The organism is Kribbella speibonae (assembly GCF_004331375.1).
Taxonomy (GTDB): domain Bacteria; phylum Actinomycetota; class Actinomycetes; order Propionibacteriales; family Kribbellaceae; genus Kribbella; species Kribbella sindirgiensis.
Window position 1 is genome coordinate 1,754,465 of sequence record NZ_SJKC01000001.1, and the last position, 16,474, is coordinate 1,770,938.

At 69.7% G+C, this 16,474-nt stretch carries 20 protein-coding genes; 15 read left to right on the plus strand and 5 right to left on the minus strand.

Going from position 1 to position 16,474, the window contains the following annotated elements; genetic code table 11:
* The first annotated feature begins 111 nt into the window (after positions 1 to 111).
* The 4 genes from E0H92_RS08800 to E0H92_RS08815 are packed head-to-tail and all read left to right on the plus strand — an operon-like array spanning position 112 to position 3,933.
* The gene (locus E0H92_RS08800) at positions 112 to 1,059 is read left to right on the plus strand and encodes an ROK family protein (RefSeq protein WP_238153162.1); all 948 of its coding nucleotides are present in this window, start codon (positions 112 to 114) and stop codon (positions 1,057 to 1,059) included.
* Positions 1,056 to 2,186: an N-acetylglucosamine-6-phosphate deacetylase gene (nagA, locus tag E0H92_RS08805; protein WP_131466113.1), complete on the plus strand. Its 1,131-nt coding sequence runs from the start codon at positions 1,056 to 1,058 to the stop codon at positions 2,184 to 2,186. Before E0H92_RS08800 ends, nagA begins: the two co-directional genes overlap by 4 nt.
* Entirely contained in the window at positions 2,174 to 3,088 is a 915-nt protein-coding gene (locus E0H92_RS08810; RefSeq protein ID WP_202873544.1) for a 1-phosphofructokinase family hexose kinase, read from the plus strand. Before nagA ends, E0H92_RS08810 begins: the two co-directional genes overlap by 13 nt.
* 8 nt (positions 3,089 to 3,096) lie before the next feature.
* A complete protein-coding gene (locus E0H92_RS08815) occupies positions 3,097 to 3,933 on the plus strand; it encodes a class II fructose-bisphosphate aldolase (RefSeq protein ID WP_131495905.1) in 837 nt (278 codons plus the stop codon).
* On the opposite strand, the gene E0H92_RS08820 is transcribed toward E0H92_RS08815, so the two are convergent.
* Positions 3,930 to 4,184: a hypothetical protein gene (locus tag E0H92_RS08820; RefSeq protein WP_131495906.1), complete on the minus strand. Its 255-nt coding sequence runs from the start codon at positions 4,182 to 4,184 to the stop codon at positions 3,930 to 3,932. The genes E0H92_RS08815 and E0H92_RS08820 overlap by 4 nt on opposite strands.
* 74 nt (positions 4,185 to 4,258) lie before the next feature.
* Between E0H92_RS08820 and E0H92_RS08825 the strand changes: the two genes are divergently transcribed.
* The 3 genes from E0H92_RS08825 to E0H92_RS08835 all read left to right on the plus strand — a co-directional run bounded on the left by E0H92_RS08825 (position 4,259) and on the right by E0H92_RS08835 (position 6,686).
* Entirely contained in the window at positions 4,259 to 4,816 is a 558-nt protein-coding gene (locus tag E0H92_RS08825) for a TetR/AcrR family transcriptional regulator (RefSeq protein WP_131495907.1), read from the plus strand.
* 75 nt (positions 4,817 to 4,891) lie between these two features.
* On the plus strand, positions 4,892 to 5,416 hold the full coding sequence (locus E0H92_RS08830) for a hypothetical protein (RefSeq protein WP_131495908.1): 525 nt from the start codon (positions 4,892 to 4,894) through the stop codon (positions 5,414 to 5,416).
* Between the two features lies 1 nt (position 5,417).
* Positions 5,418 to 6,686 carry an APC family permease gene (locus E0H92_RS08835; RefSeq protein WP_131495909.1) on the plus strand — a complete coding sequence of 423 codons (1,269 nt, stop codon included), beginning with the start codon at positions 5,418 to 5,420 and terminating at the stop codon, positions 6,684 to 6,686.
* Here E0H92_RS08835 and E0H92_RS08840 read toward each other — a convergent pair.
* Genes E0H92_RS08840 through E0H92_RS08855 form a run of 4 tightly spaced genes read right to left on the minus strand, consistent with a single transcriptional unit; the run spans position 6,652 to position 10,326 of the window.
* Positions 6,652 to 7,701, minus strand: a complete 1,050-nt coding sequence (locus tag E0H92_RS08840; RefSeq protein WP_131466119.1) for an ABC transporter permease subunit — start codon at positions 7,699 to 7,701, stop codon at positions 6,652 to 6,654. The two genes, E0H92_RS08835 and E0H92_RS08840, sit on opposite strands and share 35 nt — an antisense overlap.
* Complete coding sequence (locus E0H92_RS08845) at positions 7,698 to 8,576, minus strand: ABC transporter ATP-binding protein (protein ID WP_131466121.1); 879 nt, start codon at positions 8,574 to 8,576, stop codon at positions 7,698 to 7,700. The genes E0H92_RS08840 and E0H92_RS08845 overlap by 4 nt, the downstream gene beginning before the upstream one ends.
* Positions 8,573 to 8,965, minus strand: coding sequence for a GntR family transcriptional regulator (locus tag E0H92_RS08850; protein WP_165549724.1), 393 nt, complete (start codon positions 8,963 to 8,965; stop codon positions 8,573 to 8,575). Before E0H92_RS08850 ends, E0H92_RS08845 begins: the two co-directional genes overlap by 4 nt.
* Positions 8,966 to 9,021: 56 nt before the next feature.
* Positions 9,022 to 10,326: a cryptochrome/photolyase family protein gene (locus tag E0H92_RS08855; protein ID WP_131495910.1), complete on the minus strand. Its 1,305-nt coding sequence runs from the start codon at positions 10,324 to 10,326 to the stop codon at positions 9,022 to 9,024.
* A 51-nt stretch (positions 10,327 to 10,377) separates the two neighbouring features.
* Here E0H92_RS08855 and E0H92_RS08860 point away from each other — a divergent pair, with 51 nt between their 5' ends.
* The 8 genes from E0H92_RS08860 to E0H92_RS08895 all read left to right on the plus strand — a co-directional run bounded on the left by E0H92_RS08860 (position 10,378) and on the right by E0H92_RS08895 (position 16,448).
* A complete protein-coding gene (locus E0H92_RS08860) occupies positions 10,378 to 11,091 on the plus strand; it encodes an iron-dependent transcriptional repressor DtxR (protein ID WP_131466263.1) in 714 nt (237 codons plus the stop codon).
* A gap of 73 nt (positions 11,092 to 11,164) precedes the next feature.
* Positions 11,165 to 11,944 carry a class I SAM-dependent methyltransferase gene (locus tag E0H92_RS08865; protein WP_131286096.1) on the plus strand — a complete coding sequence of 260 codons (780 nt, stop codon included), beginning with the start codon at positions 11,165 to 11,167 and terminating at the stop codon, positions 11,942 to 11,944.
* Between the two features lie 41 nt (positions 11,945 to 11,985).
* Positions 11,986 to 13,335: an aminodeoxychorismate synthase component I gene (gene pabB, locus E0H92_RS08870; protein WP_131495911.1), complete on the plus strand. Its 1,350-nt coding sequence runs from the start codon at positions 11,986 to 11,988 to the stop codon at positions 13,333 to 13,335.
* Positions 13,332 to 14,030 carry an aminotransferase class IV gene (locus E0H92_RS08875; RefSeq protein WP_131495912.1) on the plus strand — a complete coding sequence of 233 codons (699 nt, stop codon included), beginning with the start codon at positions 13,332 to 13,334 and terminating at the stop codon, positions 14,028 to 14,030. Before pabB ends, E0H92_RS08875 begins: the two co-directional genes overlap by 4 nt.
* 152 nt (positions 14,031 to 14,182) lie before the next feature.
* Positions 14,183 to 15,088, plus strand: coding sequence for an SPFH domain-containing protein (locus E0H92_RS08880; protein ID WP_131466132.1), 906 nt, complete (start codon positions 14,183 to 14,185; stop codon positions 15,086 to 15,088).
* Between the two features lie 7 nt (positions 15,089 to 15,095).
* Positions 15,096 to 15,305 (plus strand): type II toxin-antitoxin system antitoxin, encoded by a 210-nt coding sequence (locus tag E0H92_RS08885; protein ID WP_131286092.1) that lies wholly within the window; start codon positions 15,096 to 15,098, stop codon positions 15,303 to 15,305.
* Positions 15,298 to 16,029, plus strand: coding sequence for a GOLPH3/VPS74 family protein (locus E0H92_RS08890; protein ID WP_131495914.1), 732 nt, complete (start codon positions 15,298 to 15,300; stop codon positions 16,027 to 16,029). The genes E0H92_RS08885 and E0H92_RS08890 overlap by 8 nt, the downstream gene beginning before the upstream one ends.
* Positions 16,030 to 16,088: 59 nt before the next feature.
* Positions 16,089 to 16,448, plus strand: a complete 360-nt coding sequence (locus tag E0H92_RS08895) for a GntR family transcriptional regulator (protein ID WP_130385074.1) — start codon at positions 16,089 to 16,091, stop codon at positions 16,446 to 16,448.
* Positions 16,449 to 16,474: the final 26 nt, after the last annotated feature.

Genomic DNA, 16,474 nt, shown 5'->3' on the forward strand with positions numbered 1-16,474 from the left:
GTCGGCGGCCGGGACACGATCGGACCAGATTGCGCGCTGGGCGGTGTGAGTTTGTCCGGATTCTGCTCATGGATGTTCGGACTGCCAGGTAACGCTGCATAATGGCGCTCCGTGGACCCCTGTGAAGTCGTGGTTGCCGTCGACCTCGGTGGAACCCGGATGAAGTGCGGCCTGGTCGCCGCCGACGGTGCCGTGCTGCACCGCGAGACCAGGCCGACGCCCCGGGCCGACGCGCGAGACGGTGGCCGTGCCGTGCTCGACGCCCTGCTGGAGACCGTCGTCGAGCTCAGCCAGAAGGCGACCGCGGAGGGTCATCGCGTGCGCGCCATCGGTGTCGTCGTCCCCGGTGTCATCGACGCCGAGCACGGCACGGTCGGCGCCGAGAACCTCGAATGGACCGGTACGCCGGTGCTCGCCGAACTGAAGGCCGCGGTCGGCGACGGGGAGCCGATCGTGCTCGCCCACGACGTCCGCGCCGGCGGGTACGCCGAACTGCGGCACGGGGTGCTGGCCGGCACCACGAACTCGATGTTCCTCCCGCTCGGCACCGGGATCGCGGCCGCGATGATCGTCGACGGCTCGCTGGTCAGCGGTGACGGGTACGCCGGTGAGCTCGGCCACTCCAAGTTCATCCACGGCGACGCCGCCGAACTCTGCGCCTGCGGCCAGTGGGGCTGCCTCGAGACGGTCGCGTCGGCAGCAGCACTGGCCAGGCGGTACGCCGCCCGTACCGGACGGACCGTCGACGGCGCCCGCGAGGTGATGGAACTGCTCGCGGCCGGGGACCCGGACGCGGCTCAGGTCTGGCACGACGCGCTGACCGCCCTCGTCGACGCGCTGGTCCTCTACACGACCCTGGTCGCCCCGACCCGGATCGCGATCGGCGGCGGTCTGGTGGGCGCCGGCGAGACCCTGCTGCAACCGCTGCGCGAGGGCGTCCACGCACGCCTGACGTTCCAGCGCGAACCTGAGATCGTGGCGGCGGTGCTCGGCGAGGAAGCCGGCATGCTCGGCGCCGCGCAGATGGCCTGGGACCGTGCAGACGAGGAGGAGCTGTGACCACGTACCGCGTGGGCCGGGTGGTGACGCCCGACGACGTGCTGGAGAACGCCTGGATCCAGGTGGAGGGGGAGGACGTCCGCGCGTTCGGGCGGCGCTCCGAGGGGATGCCGGCCGACGGCAAGCGCCCCGAGGACCTCGGTGACGTGACCGTCGTACCGGGCTTCGTCGACATCCACACGCACGGCGGCGGCGGGTCGTCGTACTCGACCACCGATCCGGAGGAGGCGCGCAAGGTCGCGGCCTTCCACGCCAAGCACGGTACGACGACCACGCTCGCCAGTCTGGTGACGGCATCCCTCGATGAGCTGGTCGATCAGACCGCGTGCCTGGCGGAGCTGATCACCGACGGCGTCATTGCGGGCGTGCACCTCGAAGGACCGTTCCTGTCCGAGGCGCGCTGCGGCGCGCATGAGCCGACGCTGCTGCGGCCGCCGCTCAAGGACGATGTCGCCAAGGTGCTGAGCGACGCGGTCAGGATGGTGACGATCGCGCCGGAGCTGGAGAACGGGCTGGACGCGATCCGCCAGGTCGTCGACGCCGGCGCGATCGCCGCGCTCGGTCACACGGATGCGACGTACGAACAGATGATCGCGGGCGCCGACGCCGGTGCGACCGTGGCGACGCACCTGTTCAACGGGATGCGGCCGTTCCATCACCGCGACCCGGGTCCGGTCGGCGCCGCGCTGAACGACGAGCGGCTGCTGCTCGAGGTGATCAACGACGGCATGCACCTGGATCCGCAGGTGGTCCGGGTGGCGCTCGCGGCGGCCGGGGTGAACCGGATCGCGCTGATCACCGACGCGATGGCCGCGACCGGGATGCCGAACGGGCGGTACATGATCGGGAGCCTCGAGGTCGACGTCACGGACGGCCTCGCGACGCTCGTCCACGGCTCCCACTCGATTGCCGGCAGCACGCTCACCATGGACGTCGCCTTCCGGAACGCGGTGACCGCCGGGACGTCGCTGGTGGACGCGTCGCGGATGGCGTCGACGACGCCGGCGCAGACGTTCGGCTGGTACGACGTGGGCTCGATCGAGACCGGGAAGCGGGCGGACCTGGTGCTGCTCGACGACGAGTACGCCGTCCAGAAGGTGATGCGGGCCGGGTCGTGGCTGGACTGATCGGAACCGTCACGCTCAACCTCGCGCTGGACGTCACGTACGAGGTCGACGAGCTGCGAGTCGGCGGGAGTCATCGCGTCGACCGGATCCGGCGGCGCGCGGGCGGGAAGGGCGTGAACGTCGCGCGGGTGGCGGCGACACTCGGGCACCAGGTGCTGGTGCTCGGATTCGTCGGTGGGGTCACCGGTGAGCTGGTCGCCGAGGAACTGTTCGACGCCGGGCTGACCGCGCTGCTCACCCCGATCGTCGGCGAGACCCGCCGTACCGTTGCCATCGTCAACGATGTGGACGGGGACGCGACGATCTTCAACGAGGCCGGGCCGACGGTGACCGCGGACGAGTGGCGCGCGTTCGGCGACCGGATGCCATGGGGCCGGCTCGGCGTGCTCGCATGCTCGGGCAGCCTGCCGCCGGGACTGCCGGCCGACGCGTACGCCGAGATCGCGGTCCGCGCCCGGCACCACGACGTACTGACGGTCATCGATGCCGGCGGTGCTGCGCTGAACGCCGCCGCGAGTGCTGGTGCTGTGGTCCGCGCGAACGCTGCCGAACTGCGTGCTGCCGTTGGCGACGTGGAGGTCGAGGAGGGCGCGTCGGAGCTGGTCGCGCTCGGTGCGACCGCGGCCGTGATCACCGACGGGGCGCGCGGAATGGTTGCCGCTAGCAAGAAGGGCGTCTGGCGGGCGTCGCCGGTCGAGACCGTGCGCGGCAATCCGACCGGTGCGGGCGATGCGTGTACGGCGGTCGTCGCCACGGCTGTCGCGGAGGCACCGGAGCCGGACTGGTCCGTCGTACTCAAGTCCGCTGTCGCCGCGTCTGCTGCCGCTGTGCTGACACCCGTTGCCGGAGACATCGATCTGGCCGCTTACCGACGGTGGCAGCCTCAAGTGTCTGTGAATTAGGAGGATTCATGCCGTTGGTATCCGGTGCCGAGGTCGTGCTGGCCGCGGCCAAGGCCGGTCGTGGGGTCGGCGCGTTCAACGTGATCCAGTTGGAGCACGCGATCGCGCTGATCGCCGGCGCCGAACAGGCCGGTGCGCCGGTGATCCTGCAGATCAGCGAGAACGCGGTGAAGTACCACGGCGCGCTCAAGCCGATCGGCGTCGCGACCCTGGCCGCGGCGGCCGCCGCCACGGTGCCGGTCGTCGTCCACCTCGACCACGCGATGGATCGGGACCTGGTCACCGAGGCCGTCACGCTCGGGTTCACGTCGGTGATGTACGACGCGTCCAAGCTCGAGTACGCCGACAACGTCGCGGCGACCACCGAGGTGACGGCGTTCTGCCACGATCATGGTGTCTTCGTCGAGGCCGAGATCGGCGAGGTCGGCGGTAAGGACGGCGTTCACGCGCCCGGCGCCCGTACCCGTCCCGACGAGGCCGTCGCCTTCGCCGAGGCGACCGGTGTGGACGCGCTCGCCGTCGCGGTCGGGTCCTCGCACGCGATGACCGAGCGTACGGCGACGCTCGACTTCGACCTCATCACCCGCCTCCACGAGGCCGTCGCCGTACCGCTGGTCCTGCACGGCTCCTCCGGCGTCGCGGACCCCGACCTCACCCGCGCGGTCGAGGCGGGCATGACCAAGGTCAACATCGCCACCCACCTCAACAACGTCTTCACCGACAAGGTCCGCCAGATCCTCGCCGACAACCCCAAGTTGGTCGACACCCGCAAGTACCTAGGCCCAGCCCGCGACGCCGTCGCCACCGAGGTCGCGCGTCTGCTTGGGGTGTTGAAGGCGGTCTAAAGCGTCGCGCTGCCGCGGATCCAGTTGGCTCGGAGGTTGTCTCGGGCTCGTTGGACTTGGGCGCGGGCTGCCGGGTCGGGGACCTCGAAGTCGTCGATGAGGCGGGTGAGCGCGAGCTCCAGGGCAGCGACCAGGGCGTCCTCCTCGGTGAGGTCGGCTTCGGCGACGCCCCGTAGACCGGCTGCGAGCGCGGCCAGTCCGTCCCGTTCCTGGTCGGTGAACCGCACCTGGATCTCGGTCCTGGTCTCCACGCGTCCTCCCTCGGTGGTTGGTACAGTCATCGTGCAGTGCAACAACCTTGTTGCACAAGAGTGAGGGGCCGCGGATGACGGTGGCGGTGGACGAGACGCTCCGGACGGCGACCATCGCCGTACTGGCCGAGCACGGCTGGACCGGCGTGACCCTGGAGCGGGTCGCCGAGAAGGTCGGGCGGTCCCGGGTCACGCTGTGGCGGCAGGGCCTGACCGTCGAGACGCTGCTGAACTCGCTGCTCGACGCGCTGGCCGAGGACTACCGCGACACGTTGTGGCCGGTGCTCGCGGGCACCGGCTCCGGTCGTGAAGGCCTGATCCGCACGTTGGAAGCGCTGTTCGACGTGATCGACCGGCATCTGCCGCTGATGCTGTCGTCGGATCTGGTCTTCCATCAGGAGCAGGCGCGCAACGGGCCGGTGTCGTTCCTGGACCCGTTCGAGCGGTTCCTCCGCGAGGGCGAGTCGGACGGGACGCTGCACCCGCACGGCCGGGTCAGCGACGTCGCCGAGGTGCTGATGGTCTCGGCGGCCTTCACGTATGTGCACATGCGCGGCCGGCACCACTGGTCGCGGTCCCGGGCCCGGCGGCTCACCCTCGACCTGGTGCTGCGCGGCGTCATCGAGGCATGAAACATGACCGTTGCATTTTATGTAACGAGCGTGTTTCACTGGGCGGCATCATCCTGTTGAACACCGGAGACCGCCATGACACTTCCGTACGCCGAACCGCTGGTCCGTCTCGAGCCGCAGCCGCGGGTGATCCCCGAACCGCCCCGCGTCGGTGAACCCGGCGGGCCGCACTGCGGGCTGTGCGACTGGCTCGCCGACTTCGAGAACTCGGAGCACGAACCGCCGCTTTGGTACGACGACGACTGGGCGTTGTGCCGCGCTACCGGGGTCACCATCCCGGGCGTGGTGTGGCTGGCCAGCCGGGGGCACCACGACTCGTTCTCCGACCTTCCGGACAAGGTCGCGCAGAGCTACGGCCCAGTGGTCGCACGCATCGAGCGGGCGATCCTGTCACTCGGCGACATTGCGCGGGTGCACGTCTACCGCTGGGGCGACGGCTCGGCGCACTTCCACGTGTGGTTCTACCCGCGTCCGCTGGGGATGCTGGAGGCACGCCGTGAAATGCTCCCGCTGTGGGCAGACCTGATGCCCGAAGCCCTCAAGGAGGATGTCGCCGATGCCGAGGCCAAGATCGCGACGGCCATGGCGGCGGGCAACTGACATGCCCGCACCAACCCCCGACGCCACCACCCCCGCCGCCCCAGGGCTGGCGCGGCGGTTGGGGGTTGGAGACGCGGTTGTCATTGGGCTCGGGTCGATGGTCGGCGCCGGGGTGTTCGCGGTCTGGGCGCCGGCTGCGGAGGTGGCTGGGTCCTGGCTGCTGGTCGGCCTGCTGATCGCCGCGATCGTTGCCTACTGCAACGCAGTGTCGTCCGCGCAGCTGGCTGCGGTCTACCCCGTGTCGGGCGGCACCTACGTCTACGGACGTGAGCGCCTAGGGGAGTGGTGGGGCTTCGCCGCCGGCTGGTGTTTTGTGATCGGCAAGACCGCGTCCTGCGCCGCGATGGCGCTGACCTTCGCAACCTATGTCACCGACATCAACTGGTTGCGGCGCCTCATCGCCCTCGCAGCGGTCCTAGCGCTGGCAGCCGTCAACTACCGAGGTGTGACCAGGACAGCACGCCTCACCAGAATCCTTGTCACCTGCACCCTGATCGTGCTGGCCCTAGTGCTCATGGTCCTCTTCACAGCCGCCCCGCGGCATCACGAGACGGCCGGCACCTCGCCGTACGGCGTTCTGCAGTCGGCGGGACTGTTGTTCTTCGCGTTCGCCGGCTACGCGCGGATCGCCACGATGGGCGAGGAGGTCCGGGAGCCGGCGAAGACGATCCCGCGAGCGATCCTGATCGCCCTGGTCATTGCTATCGGCATCTACCTCGCGGTCGCGCTGGCGCTGCTGCGGACCGGCGACCCCGCGTCGACCACGGCGCCCCTCGCGTCCGCGGTCGACGGGGTCGGTGCGGTCTGGGCGGTACCGGTCGTACGGATCGGTGCCGCCCTCGCCAGCCTCGGCGCCCTGCTCGCGCTGATCGCCGGCATCGGCCGCACCACGCTCGCCATGGCCCGCAACCGCGACCTGCCCACCTGGCTGGCCGCCGTACATCCCCGCTACCAGGTCCCGCACCACGCCGAGCTCGCGCTCGCCGCGGTGGTCGGGGTCCTGGTCCTCACTACCGATCTGCGCGGCGTGATCGGCTTCTCGTCGTTCGGTGTCCTGCTGTACTACGCGATCGCGAACGCGTCCGCGTTCACCCAGCCGGCCGATCAGCGTCGCTGGCCGCGCGCCGTCAACGTGATCGGCCTGACCGGGTGCGTCGTCCTCGCGGTCACACTCCCGTGGACGTCGGCGGTCGTCGCCGCGGCCGTCCTCGCCGCAGCCCTGCTGGTACGGCGTCTTACGAGAGGTCGCGCCGGATCCGCCAGAAGCTGAACCCGCCGAGCAGTACCGCGAGCGCCAGGAAGAACCCGAACTCACGCCACTGCAGGTCCCAGAAGGTGTTCGCGGTGTAGTACCGGACGTGTTGCCGGTAGCCCTCGTCGGCGAGTCGCTGGAAGCAGGCGGTCCGGTCGGCATCGCTGTTCGGCTGCTGTGACAGGCCGGGCGGCGGAGCCGGCGCGCACTTGATGACCCAGTCGGGCAACGTGCTCAGCGCCTTGCCCGACTTGTCCACGGTGTCGTCGGACAGCTTCCACGCACCGACCGCTCCGGTGGCGACCTCCAGCTCCTTCACTGTCGGACTCGGCCCGTCTCCGCTGAGGCCGAAGCCCCGGATGTTCTCCGCGCTCGCGACGAGGTAATTGTCCGTCGGCGCCAGCAGATGGGGCCGGATCAGCGTCGGCGTGACGATCTGGATCAGGATCACGGCTGCGAGCGTGACCGCGAGAGAGACGACGGTACGGCGGATCACGAGGCCCAGCGCGACACCGAGGGCGAAGGCGAATGCGGCGTACCCGATCGGGACCAGGCCGCGGGCGGCGAAGACCGGCGGGAACATCCGGGGCAGGTAGGTGTTCGAGTCCTGCCCGGCGTTGATCGCCTTGTCGATCGGGTCGGCCCACCAGGTCACCGCGAGGCTGAGCAGCCCGGTGATCGCGATCGCGGCGCCACCGGTGACCGCGAGCTTGGTCGCGAGCCAGCGGCGGCGGCCGATGCTCTGACTCCACACCAGCCGGTGGGTGCCGGTCTCCAGTTCGCGCGCGACCAGCGGTGCGCCCCAGAACGCCCCGATGACCGGCGGCGTGACGTACAGGAGGGCCTGGCCGGCGACGTACAGGAAGGGGTTGAAGCGCTGGAAGCCGAGGCTCTCGATGAACGAGTCGGCCAGTCGCCGGTAGTCGTCGGCGAGGCCCGGGCCGGTGATGGCGAGGGTGATGCCGGCCGCGACGATCACGGTCGCGACCACCAGGAACTGGACGCGGAACTGCCGCCAGGTCAGCCAGATCATCGCTGCACCTCCAGGACCGGTCGCTCGGGCTGGACGTCGCGGCCCATGTAGGCCAGCACCAGGTCCTCGAGCGTGAGTTGGGTGACCGTCCAGGCCGGATCCAGGATCGGCTGGCCGGTGCGGATCAGGTACGTCGACTGCCGGTCGGTGTGGCTCGCCGTCACGACGTGCTGGTCGCGCGGCAGGTCCTTCTGGTCCCGGCGCGGGCCGGTCAGCCGGAAGTGTGTCGCCAGCAACGTGTCGATCTCGCCGCTGACCTGAACCCGCGAATCCACCAGCACGATCAGGTAGTCGCAGGCACGCTCGACGTCGGAGACGAGGTGCGAGGACAGGAGGACGCTCAGCTCCTGCTCGGCGACCGCCTCCATCAGGTCCTGGAGGAACTCGCGCCGGGCGAGCGGATCGAGCGCCGCCACGGGCTCGTCGAGGATCAGCAATTCGGGGCGCTTCGCCAGTCCGAGCGTGAGCGCGAGCTGCGCGCGCTGACCACCGGACAGCTTGCCGGCCCGCTGCTTCGGATCGAGCTTCAGGTGCTCGATCCGCCGCTGTGCAAGGGATTCGTCCCACGCCGGGTTCAGCCGTCGACCGAGCCGCAGGTGGTCCGCGATACTCAACCGCGCGTACGTCGGCGTGTCCTGCGCGACGTACCCGACCTTCGACTGCTGCGCTCCCGCCGGCGCGCCCAGCACCTCGACGGTTCCCGCACTGGGCGTCAGCATCCCCACGGCCAGATTCAGCAACGTGCTCTTACCGGCCCCGTTGGGCCCGACCAGCCCGACCACGTGCCCGGCCGGAACCTCCAGATCACAATCGGTCAGCGCCCAGCGCCGACCGTACTTCTTCCCCAGCCCGTGGGCCTGCAGAACTGTGTTCACGCTATGTCCTCCTGAGCGGCGGACCGAAAGGTTGTCAGGAACAACGCCTCGATGCTCTCGTCGTCGAGGCCGGCCTTGCGGGCCTTGGCCAGCCAGCGACGGAGGTCCTGGCGGAGCGGGCCGTGCGCGGCGAGCGTGTTGTCGGTGAGGGTGCGGGTGACGAACGTGCCGCGGCCGGGCCGGGCCTGCACCAGGCCCTCGTGCTCGAGCTCGCGGTACGCCTTGAGCACGGTGTTCGGGTTGATCGCCAGCGCCGCCACGACGTCCTTCACCGTCGGCAGCTGGTCGCCCTCCCGCAGCAGTCCGAGCCGCAACGCGTTCCGGACCTGCTGAACGATCTGCTGGTACGGCGAGACCCCCGACCGGCCGTCCAGATGGAACTCGATCATCGATAACCCCATTCATCTATGTAACTAGCACTATAGATGTATGGGACAAGCGAGCGTCAAGCGCGGAGGGCCTCGTACCTCCTCAGCGCCTCGGCCCGCGCCTCGGCGTGGTCGACGACGGGATCCGGATAACCGTCGGCGCCGCCGTGCTTCCACGGCTCGTGAGCGGGCCGGCTGTCGAGATCGCGGAGTTCGGGGACCCAGCGCCGTACGTAGGCGCCGTCGGGGTCGAACTTCACCCCCTGGCTGACCGGATTGAAGATCCGGAAGTACGGGGCCGCGTCCGCGCCGCAGCCGGCCACCCATTGCCAGTTGAGCGAGTTCGAGGCGAGATCGCCGTCGCGCAGCGTCTTCATGAACCAACGTGCGCCGAACTTCCAGTGCACGTGGAGATCCTTGACCAGGAACGACGCGACGACCATCCGGACCCGGTTGTGCATGAACCCGGTCGCGGCCAGCTGCCGCATCCCCGCGTCCACGAACGGGAACCCGGTCCGGCCCGCGCACCACGCGTCGAACAGTTCGCCGGGTTCGTCGTACTGCATCTTCTCGAACTCCGGACGCAGCGGTTGCCACGCGGCGTGCGGGTGCCGCGCCAGCAGGTCGGCGCAGAACTCGCGCCAAGCCAGCTCGCGGCGGTACGCCTCCGCGCCGGCGCTGCGTTTGCGGGCCAGGTCGGCGAGCATCGTCCGCGGGTGGATCTCGCCGTACTTCAACGGGATCGACATCCGCGACGTACTGTCGAGATCGGGCCGGTCCCGCTCCTCGTCGTACGCCGCGACGTCGTAGGCCCGCCATCGTTCGAGGGCCGCCTGCTCACCCGCGACCTGCGTGCTCTCCGGCAGGTCCTCGCTGTCCGCCTCGATCCATCGGACGTCCGACGGCGCCTCCACCGGTTGCCGCCACCCGTGCGCCAGCCACGCCTTGAAGTACGGCGTGAAGACCTGGTACGGCCGCCCTTGCTGATTCAGCACGCGCCCGGGCGCCACGGCGTACGGCGATCCGGTGCGCACCAACGGACAGTTCAATGAGGCTTCAACCTCTTGATCCCGTTGCTGTCCGTACGGCGCGTAGTCCGCGCTGATGTGCACGCTCGCCGCCCCGGCCTCGTCCGCGACCGCCGGTACGACGACCGCCGGATCGCCCCGCCGTACGACGAGCCGCCCGCCCATCGACTCGGACAGACTGCGCAACGACGCGGCCAACTGGTCCCGCCGTCGATCGCCGGATCGTCCCCAGAGCAACGGATCCAGCACGAACAACCCGAGGACGCGGCCGTGCGCGACCGCATCGAGGAGGGCCGGGTTGTCGCTCAACCGAAGGTCCCGCCGGAACCACATCACCGCTGTCACCGTGCTCATCGTGCCCCTGTACCCAGCCGAATTGGGTAAGGCTTGCCTCAATAGGTGAGAATGGTTGTCGTGACCGACCTGATCGATACCACCGAGATGTACCTGCGGACCGTCTACGAACTGGAAGAAGAAGGCATCGTGCCGCTGCGGGCGCGGATCGCCGAGCGGTTGCACCAGTCCGGGCCGACGGTCAGTCAGACGGTCGCGCGGATGGAACGCGACGGTCTGATCAAGGTGGAGGGCGACCGCCACCTGGAGCTCACCGACGTCGGCCGCAAGCAGGCGACCCGGGTGATGCGCAAGCACCGCCTGGCCGAGCGGCTGCTGGTCGACGTGATCGGGCTCGAGTGGGAGGACGTGCACGCCGAAGCCTGCCGTTGGGAGCACGTGATGAGCGACGCGGTCGAACTGCGCCTGCTCAAGCTCCTCGGCAACCCGACCGAATCGCCGTACGGCAACCCGATTCCGGGCCTGGAGGAGCTGCAGAAGGACCACCAGGCGAGCGACATCGGGGAATTCCGGGTCGGGGTCGAGCCCTTGGACCAGGTGCTCGACGCGGCCACCGGGGAGAGCGTGCGGGTGCTGGTGCGGCGGATCGCCGAGCCGGTGCAGACCGACGACTTCGCGATGGCGGTCCTGCGCCGCGCCGGGGCACTGCCCGGCCGTGAGGTCGACTCCACCCTGGACGCCGAGGGTGTCCTGGTCGGGAGCCGCGAGGCCGGCGGTGTGATCACCGACGAGACCGCGGGCCACATCTTCGTCAGCCGCGTCTGACAGTTCAACTCTCTGTTAACGCAGTGCACCCGATGCGGTACATCGGGTGTGCTGCCGGTAGCGTCGGGCCGCGATGTCTGAGAATCCTGTCGACTGGCCGCAGTACCTGCGGGAGTTCCATACCGCCGCCCCGGGCAGCACCGAGGCGTTGCTGTCCCGTGCGGTGGCCGGCGATCACACGCCGTACCGCTGGCTCGTCCGTGCTGTCTCGGGCGAGGCGCGCAGGGTGCTCGACCTGGCCTGCGGCAACGGGCCGGTGGCGCGCGAGCTGTACGGGCGGTGGGTCGTCGGGGTCGACAACAACGCCGCCCAGCTCGCCGGTGCGCCCGGTCCGCGGGTGCAGTCCGACGCGCGGCACCTCCCGTTCGCGAACGAGGTGTTCGACGTCGTCACGTGCTCGATGGGCCTGATGGTCCTGCAGCCGCTGCCGGACGTGCTCGCGGAGGCAGCACGGGTACTGCGGCGGGGCGGCGTACTGGCCGCGATCGTGCCCGCCGTCCGGCCGCTGCGGCGCGGTGACATCCGCACGCTGAGCGGTCTGACCACGAGGCTGCGGTCGACGCCGCAGTTCCCGGCCGGTGGTGAGATCACCGAGCTGAAGGATCAGCTGAAGCACGCCGGGTTCGACGTGATGGAGAGCCAGCGCGAGCGGTACGTGTACATGATCCACAGCCGCGACGACGCGATGCGGCTGGTGAACGCGCTCTACCTTCCAGGTACGCCGGACGTCCGCCGGGACACCGCGGCGGCCTGGCTCGCGGACCGTGCCGAGTCCAAGGACGGGCTCGAGGTCGCGATCCCGATCCGCCGGATCACCGCGATGCGGACCAAGGTGGCGCTGACCACGTCCTGATCCGCGCCCTGGAATCGGCTCGGGCTCGGTACCGTGTGCCTGTGAGTGCGTTGCGCTGGTCCATCCGGACGCTCGACCGGGCGCTCGACGGCGAGACTGTCTACCGCGAGCTGCTGGCCGCCGAGCCGGTCGCGTACTGGCTCGACGGCAGCCTCACGGACCGCTTGCCCCGTCGCATCTCGATCCTCGGTACGACGACAGTCGGCGTCCTCACCCGCGACGTGATCGACGGCGACGTCTTCGCCGAGCTGAACCAGCTGCTGGCGGCCCTTGAGACAGAGCCGCCGCCCGAGCTGGACGGGCTGTTCTGCGGTGGGTATGTCGGTTACTTCGGCTACGAGCTGAAGGCGCTGACCGGGGGAGCGGCCGCCCACGAGGCGCCGACGCCGGACGCGCTGTGGATCTGGGCGAACCGGTTCGTCGTCATCGACCACGACCACGATCGCACGTACCTGGTGGCGCTCGGCGACGGCGAAGACTGGCTGGACCGGGCTGAGGAGGCCGCGTCGAACTGGTGGATGGGCAGCGTCGACGCCCCCGCGATCTCCCGGCTGGACCTCGAGGAGCACCTGGAGCAGGACCGCGCGACGTACCTGGCCGGGATCGCGCAGGTTCTGGCCGAGTTGGAGGCAGGCCAGACGTACGAGGTCAACCTGACGAACCGGGTCCGGCTGCCCGCGGTCCAGGACCCGTTCGAGTTCTTCCGGTGGCAGCGGTCCGCGAATCCGGCGCCGTACGCCGCCTTCCTGCGGTACGGCGATCTCGCGGTGGCGAGCTCGTCGCCGGAGCGGTTCCTGACCGTGGACGCGGACGGCTGGGCCGAGTGCCGGCCGATCAAGGGGACCGCGCCGCGCGACCTCGACCCGGCGCAGGACCAGCTCGCGGCGAAGTCGCTGGCCGAGGACGACAAGACTCGCGCCGAGAACCTGATGATCGTCGACCTGATCCGCAACGACCTCGGCCGGGTCAGCGTGCCCGGGACCGTGAACGTGCCGCAGCTGATGCAGGTCGAGAGCTACCGCACCGTGCATCAGCTGGTCACGACCGTTCGCGGGCGGCTGCGGTCCGGGGTGACCGCGGTGGACGCCGTGCGAGCGTGCTTCCCGCCGGGATCGATGACGGGCGCGCCGAAGATCCGCACGATGCAGATCATCGACGCGTTGGAGGAGAGCGCGCGCGGGGTGTACTCCGGTGCGCTCGGCTACCTGACCGTGGACGGGCGTGCGGACCTGAGTGTGGTGATCCGGACGGCGGTACTGACACCGGACGAGACCGTGATCGGGGCCGGGGGTGCGATCGTGCTCGACTCGGACCCGGTCGCGGAGTACGACGAAATGGTGCTGAAGGCAACGGCTGCCGTCGGCGGACAGAGAATGGGTGGGGGAGCATGACGGAACTGTTGGTGGCGGATTCGTTTCTGGTTGCCAATGGCAAGGTCCGGGGACTGGAGCTGCACCGGGACCGGTTCGTCCGGTCGTGTGCCGCGGCCGGGGTGGCTGCGGAGCGGTTCTGGGACGAGCAGATCGGGCGGTTGCCCGGGTTCGGGCGGTGGTTCCCGCGGTTCGAGCTGAAGGCGCCGGGGGAGCTGGCGGTGCAGTTGCGGCCGGCGCCGCCGATCGGTGGCCGGGTGCGGGTCGCCGTACACGACGGACCGGATCCGCGGACGGCTCCGCGGGTGAAGGGGCCGGATCTGGAACTGCTCGGCAAGTTGAAGGAGTCCGCGGCCGACCGCGCCGACGAGATCCTGCTGCTGGACGCCGACGGGACGGTGCTCGAGGCGGCGTACTCGGCCGTCGTGTGGTGGGAGGACGACGCCCTCTGCTTCCCGGAGCCCGACCGCCCGCTGCTCCCTTCGGTCACCGCCCAACTGCTCCGCCGAATCGCCGCCTCCCAGGGCGTCGAGGTCGCCGAGCACTCGCTCACCCCTGACGCCCTGCAGAACACCACCGAGGCCTGGCTCGTCAACGCCCTCCACGGCATCCGCCCCATCCACGCCTGGGGCCCCTCCGCCATCGACCCCCTCCCGAACTCCCACTCCGCCCTCTGGCAATCCCACCTGGAATCGCTGGCCACCCGCCTGCCCTGACCTCCCGCGTTTCGTGGGTTGACGTCCCAGATGCCGGGTTTGCGTCCAGGATCCCGGACGCAAACCCGGCATCTGATGGGTGGACCCACGAGAGGTGTCTTGTAAATATGATATCACTTTGCTACCTTGGAGCTATTCGAGAGGAGCTTGTGATGGTGGATGTCGCGGTGGAGATGCCGGCGCCTAAGGTGACCGAGCGGGTAGGGCGGGAGCTGAACGGGTGGCCGATGGCGGCGCTGGCGTTCGTGCTCGCGGTCGTTGGTGTGCTGGTGTTCGTGGTCGGCGCCGGGAACAGTAACGGCGTACTGATCACGCTCGGGATCCTGGTGTTCCTGGCCGCGCTGATCCTCGCGGCCGGACTGACCCCGGTCTCGCCGGGGCGGGCCCGGGTGCTGCAGATCCTCGGGCGGTACGCCGGGACGATCCGGACCGACGGTCTGCGCTGGGTGAACCCGATCTCCTCGCGGCGTGAGGTCTCGACCCGGATCCGCAACCACGAGACGGCCGTTGCCAAGGTCAACGATGCCGACGGCAACCCGATCGAGATCGCCGCGGTCGTGGTGTGGCAGGTCGAGGACACCGCGCAGGCGATGTTCGAGGTGGACGACTTCGTCGAGTTCGTGGCGATCCAGACCGAGACCGCCGTCCGGCACATCGCCAACAGCTACCCGTACGACGTACACACCGACGAGGGCGGGATGTCGCTGCGGGACAGCACCGACGAGATCACCGAGACGCTGTCGGCGGAGATCGGCGCCCGGGTGCAGGCGGCCGGTGTCCGGGTGATCGAGTCCCGGATCACGCACCTCGCATACGCGCCGGAGATCGCCCAGGCGATGCTGCGCCGCCAGCAGGCCGGTGCGGTCGTCGCAGCCCGGCAGCGGATCGTCGAAGGGGCGGTCGGCATGGTCGAACTGGCGCTGGACCGGCTGTCGGAGCACGAGGTCGTCGAACTCGACGAGGAACGCAAGGCGACGATGGTCAGCAACCTGCTGGTGGTGCTGTGCGGCGATCGCGACGCGCAACCGGTGGTCAACGCCGGCTCCCTCTACCAGTGAGCTAGCGGTGCCTGTCGAACGGAAGAAGATCCTGCTTCGGCTGGATCCCGCGGTGCATGACGCGCTCGCCCGGTGGGCGGCCGACGACCTGCGCAGCACGAACGCCCAGATCGAGTTCCTGCTCCGCCGCGCGCTGGCCGACGCCGGCCGGCTGCCGAGCGGTGTGACGAAACAGCGTGGTCCGGGCCGCCCGTCCAAGGAGGACAACGATGAGTAGAGCTGTGGTGACGCCGCTGCGGCGGCCGGAACGCTCGACGTCGGCCCGGCAGCCGGCGCGGCCTCGGAAGACAGTTGCGCTCGGCAACGCGGCGGGCCCGGATTCCTTGGCGGCAAGGCTTTTTCTGCTGGCCTACGACCCGGAGCGCGGCCGGCTGACGGCCCGCTCGAAGCTGGGGAAGCTGCTCCGCGCGGCAATCCTGGTCGACCTGCAACTCAGCGGACACCTGGATGACGACAACGGCCGAGCCCGCCTCACAACGCGTGCGTCGGCCCCGGTGGATCCGGTGGTTGGTGGGGTGCTTGCGGAATTGCGGGCGGTGGGGCCGCGGCGGTGGCGGCGTTGGATTGATCGGCGGGGTGGGGTGACCGTTCGTCAGGTTCGGGACGAGCTTGCTCGGGCGCATCTGATCAGGGTCGAGCCGTACCGCGTGCTCGGCCTCTTCCCGTCGGCCCGCATCACGCTGCGCCACCCGTTGGTACGCCGCCACATCCTGCAGAGCGCCCGCGACACCCTCCGACCGTCCCGCCTGGTCTCGCGCGTCGACCTCCGCGACGCCGCCATCGTCGTACTGGCATCTACAGCGGATCTCCGCACGGTCGTCACGAAGGACCAGCGGACCCGGCACAAGGATCGCCTTGCCCAACTCGCAGTCCGCGTCGGTCCCGTCGTACCGGCCCTGAAGAAGTCACTCCAGCAGGCCCAAGCTTCCGCCGGAGGCTGACCCGCCAAGGGTGCTATGGTTCGTTACTCAGGTAACGAACCAAGGAAGGGGGTGGAGTGGTGTTCGACGACCGGAGTCCGATCTACCTGCAGATCGCCGAGCAGATCAAGAACGACATCGTGACCGGCGCGCTGGCCGAGGACGAGCAGGTGATGTCGACCAACCAGTACGCCGCCTTCTACCGGATCAACCCGGCCACCGCCGCCAAGGGATTCGCCCAGCTGGTCGACGACGGCGTCCTCTACAAGAAACGCGGCATCGGTATGTTCGTCGCGCCGAACGCCCGCGACCTGCTCCGCACCGGCCGCCGCGACTCGTTCTTCGCCGACGTCGTCGACCCGATGATCCGCGAGGCCAAGGCGATCGGCATCCCCCTGAAAGACATCCTCCAGCACATTCGTTCGTACGGAGAAGCCTGATGACCGCCGCCCTGACTGTGAGGACC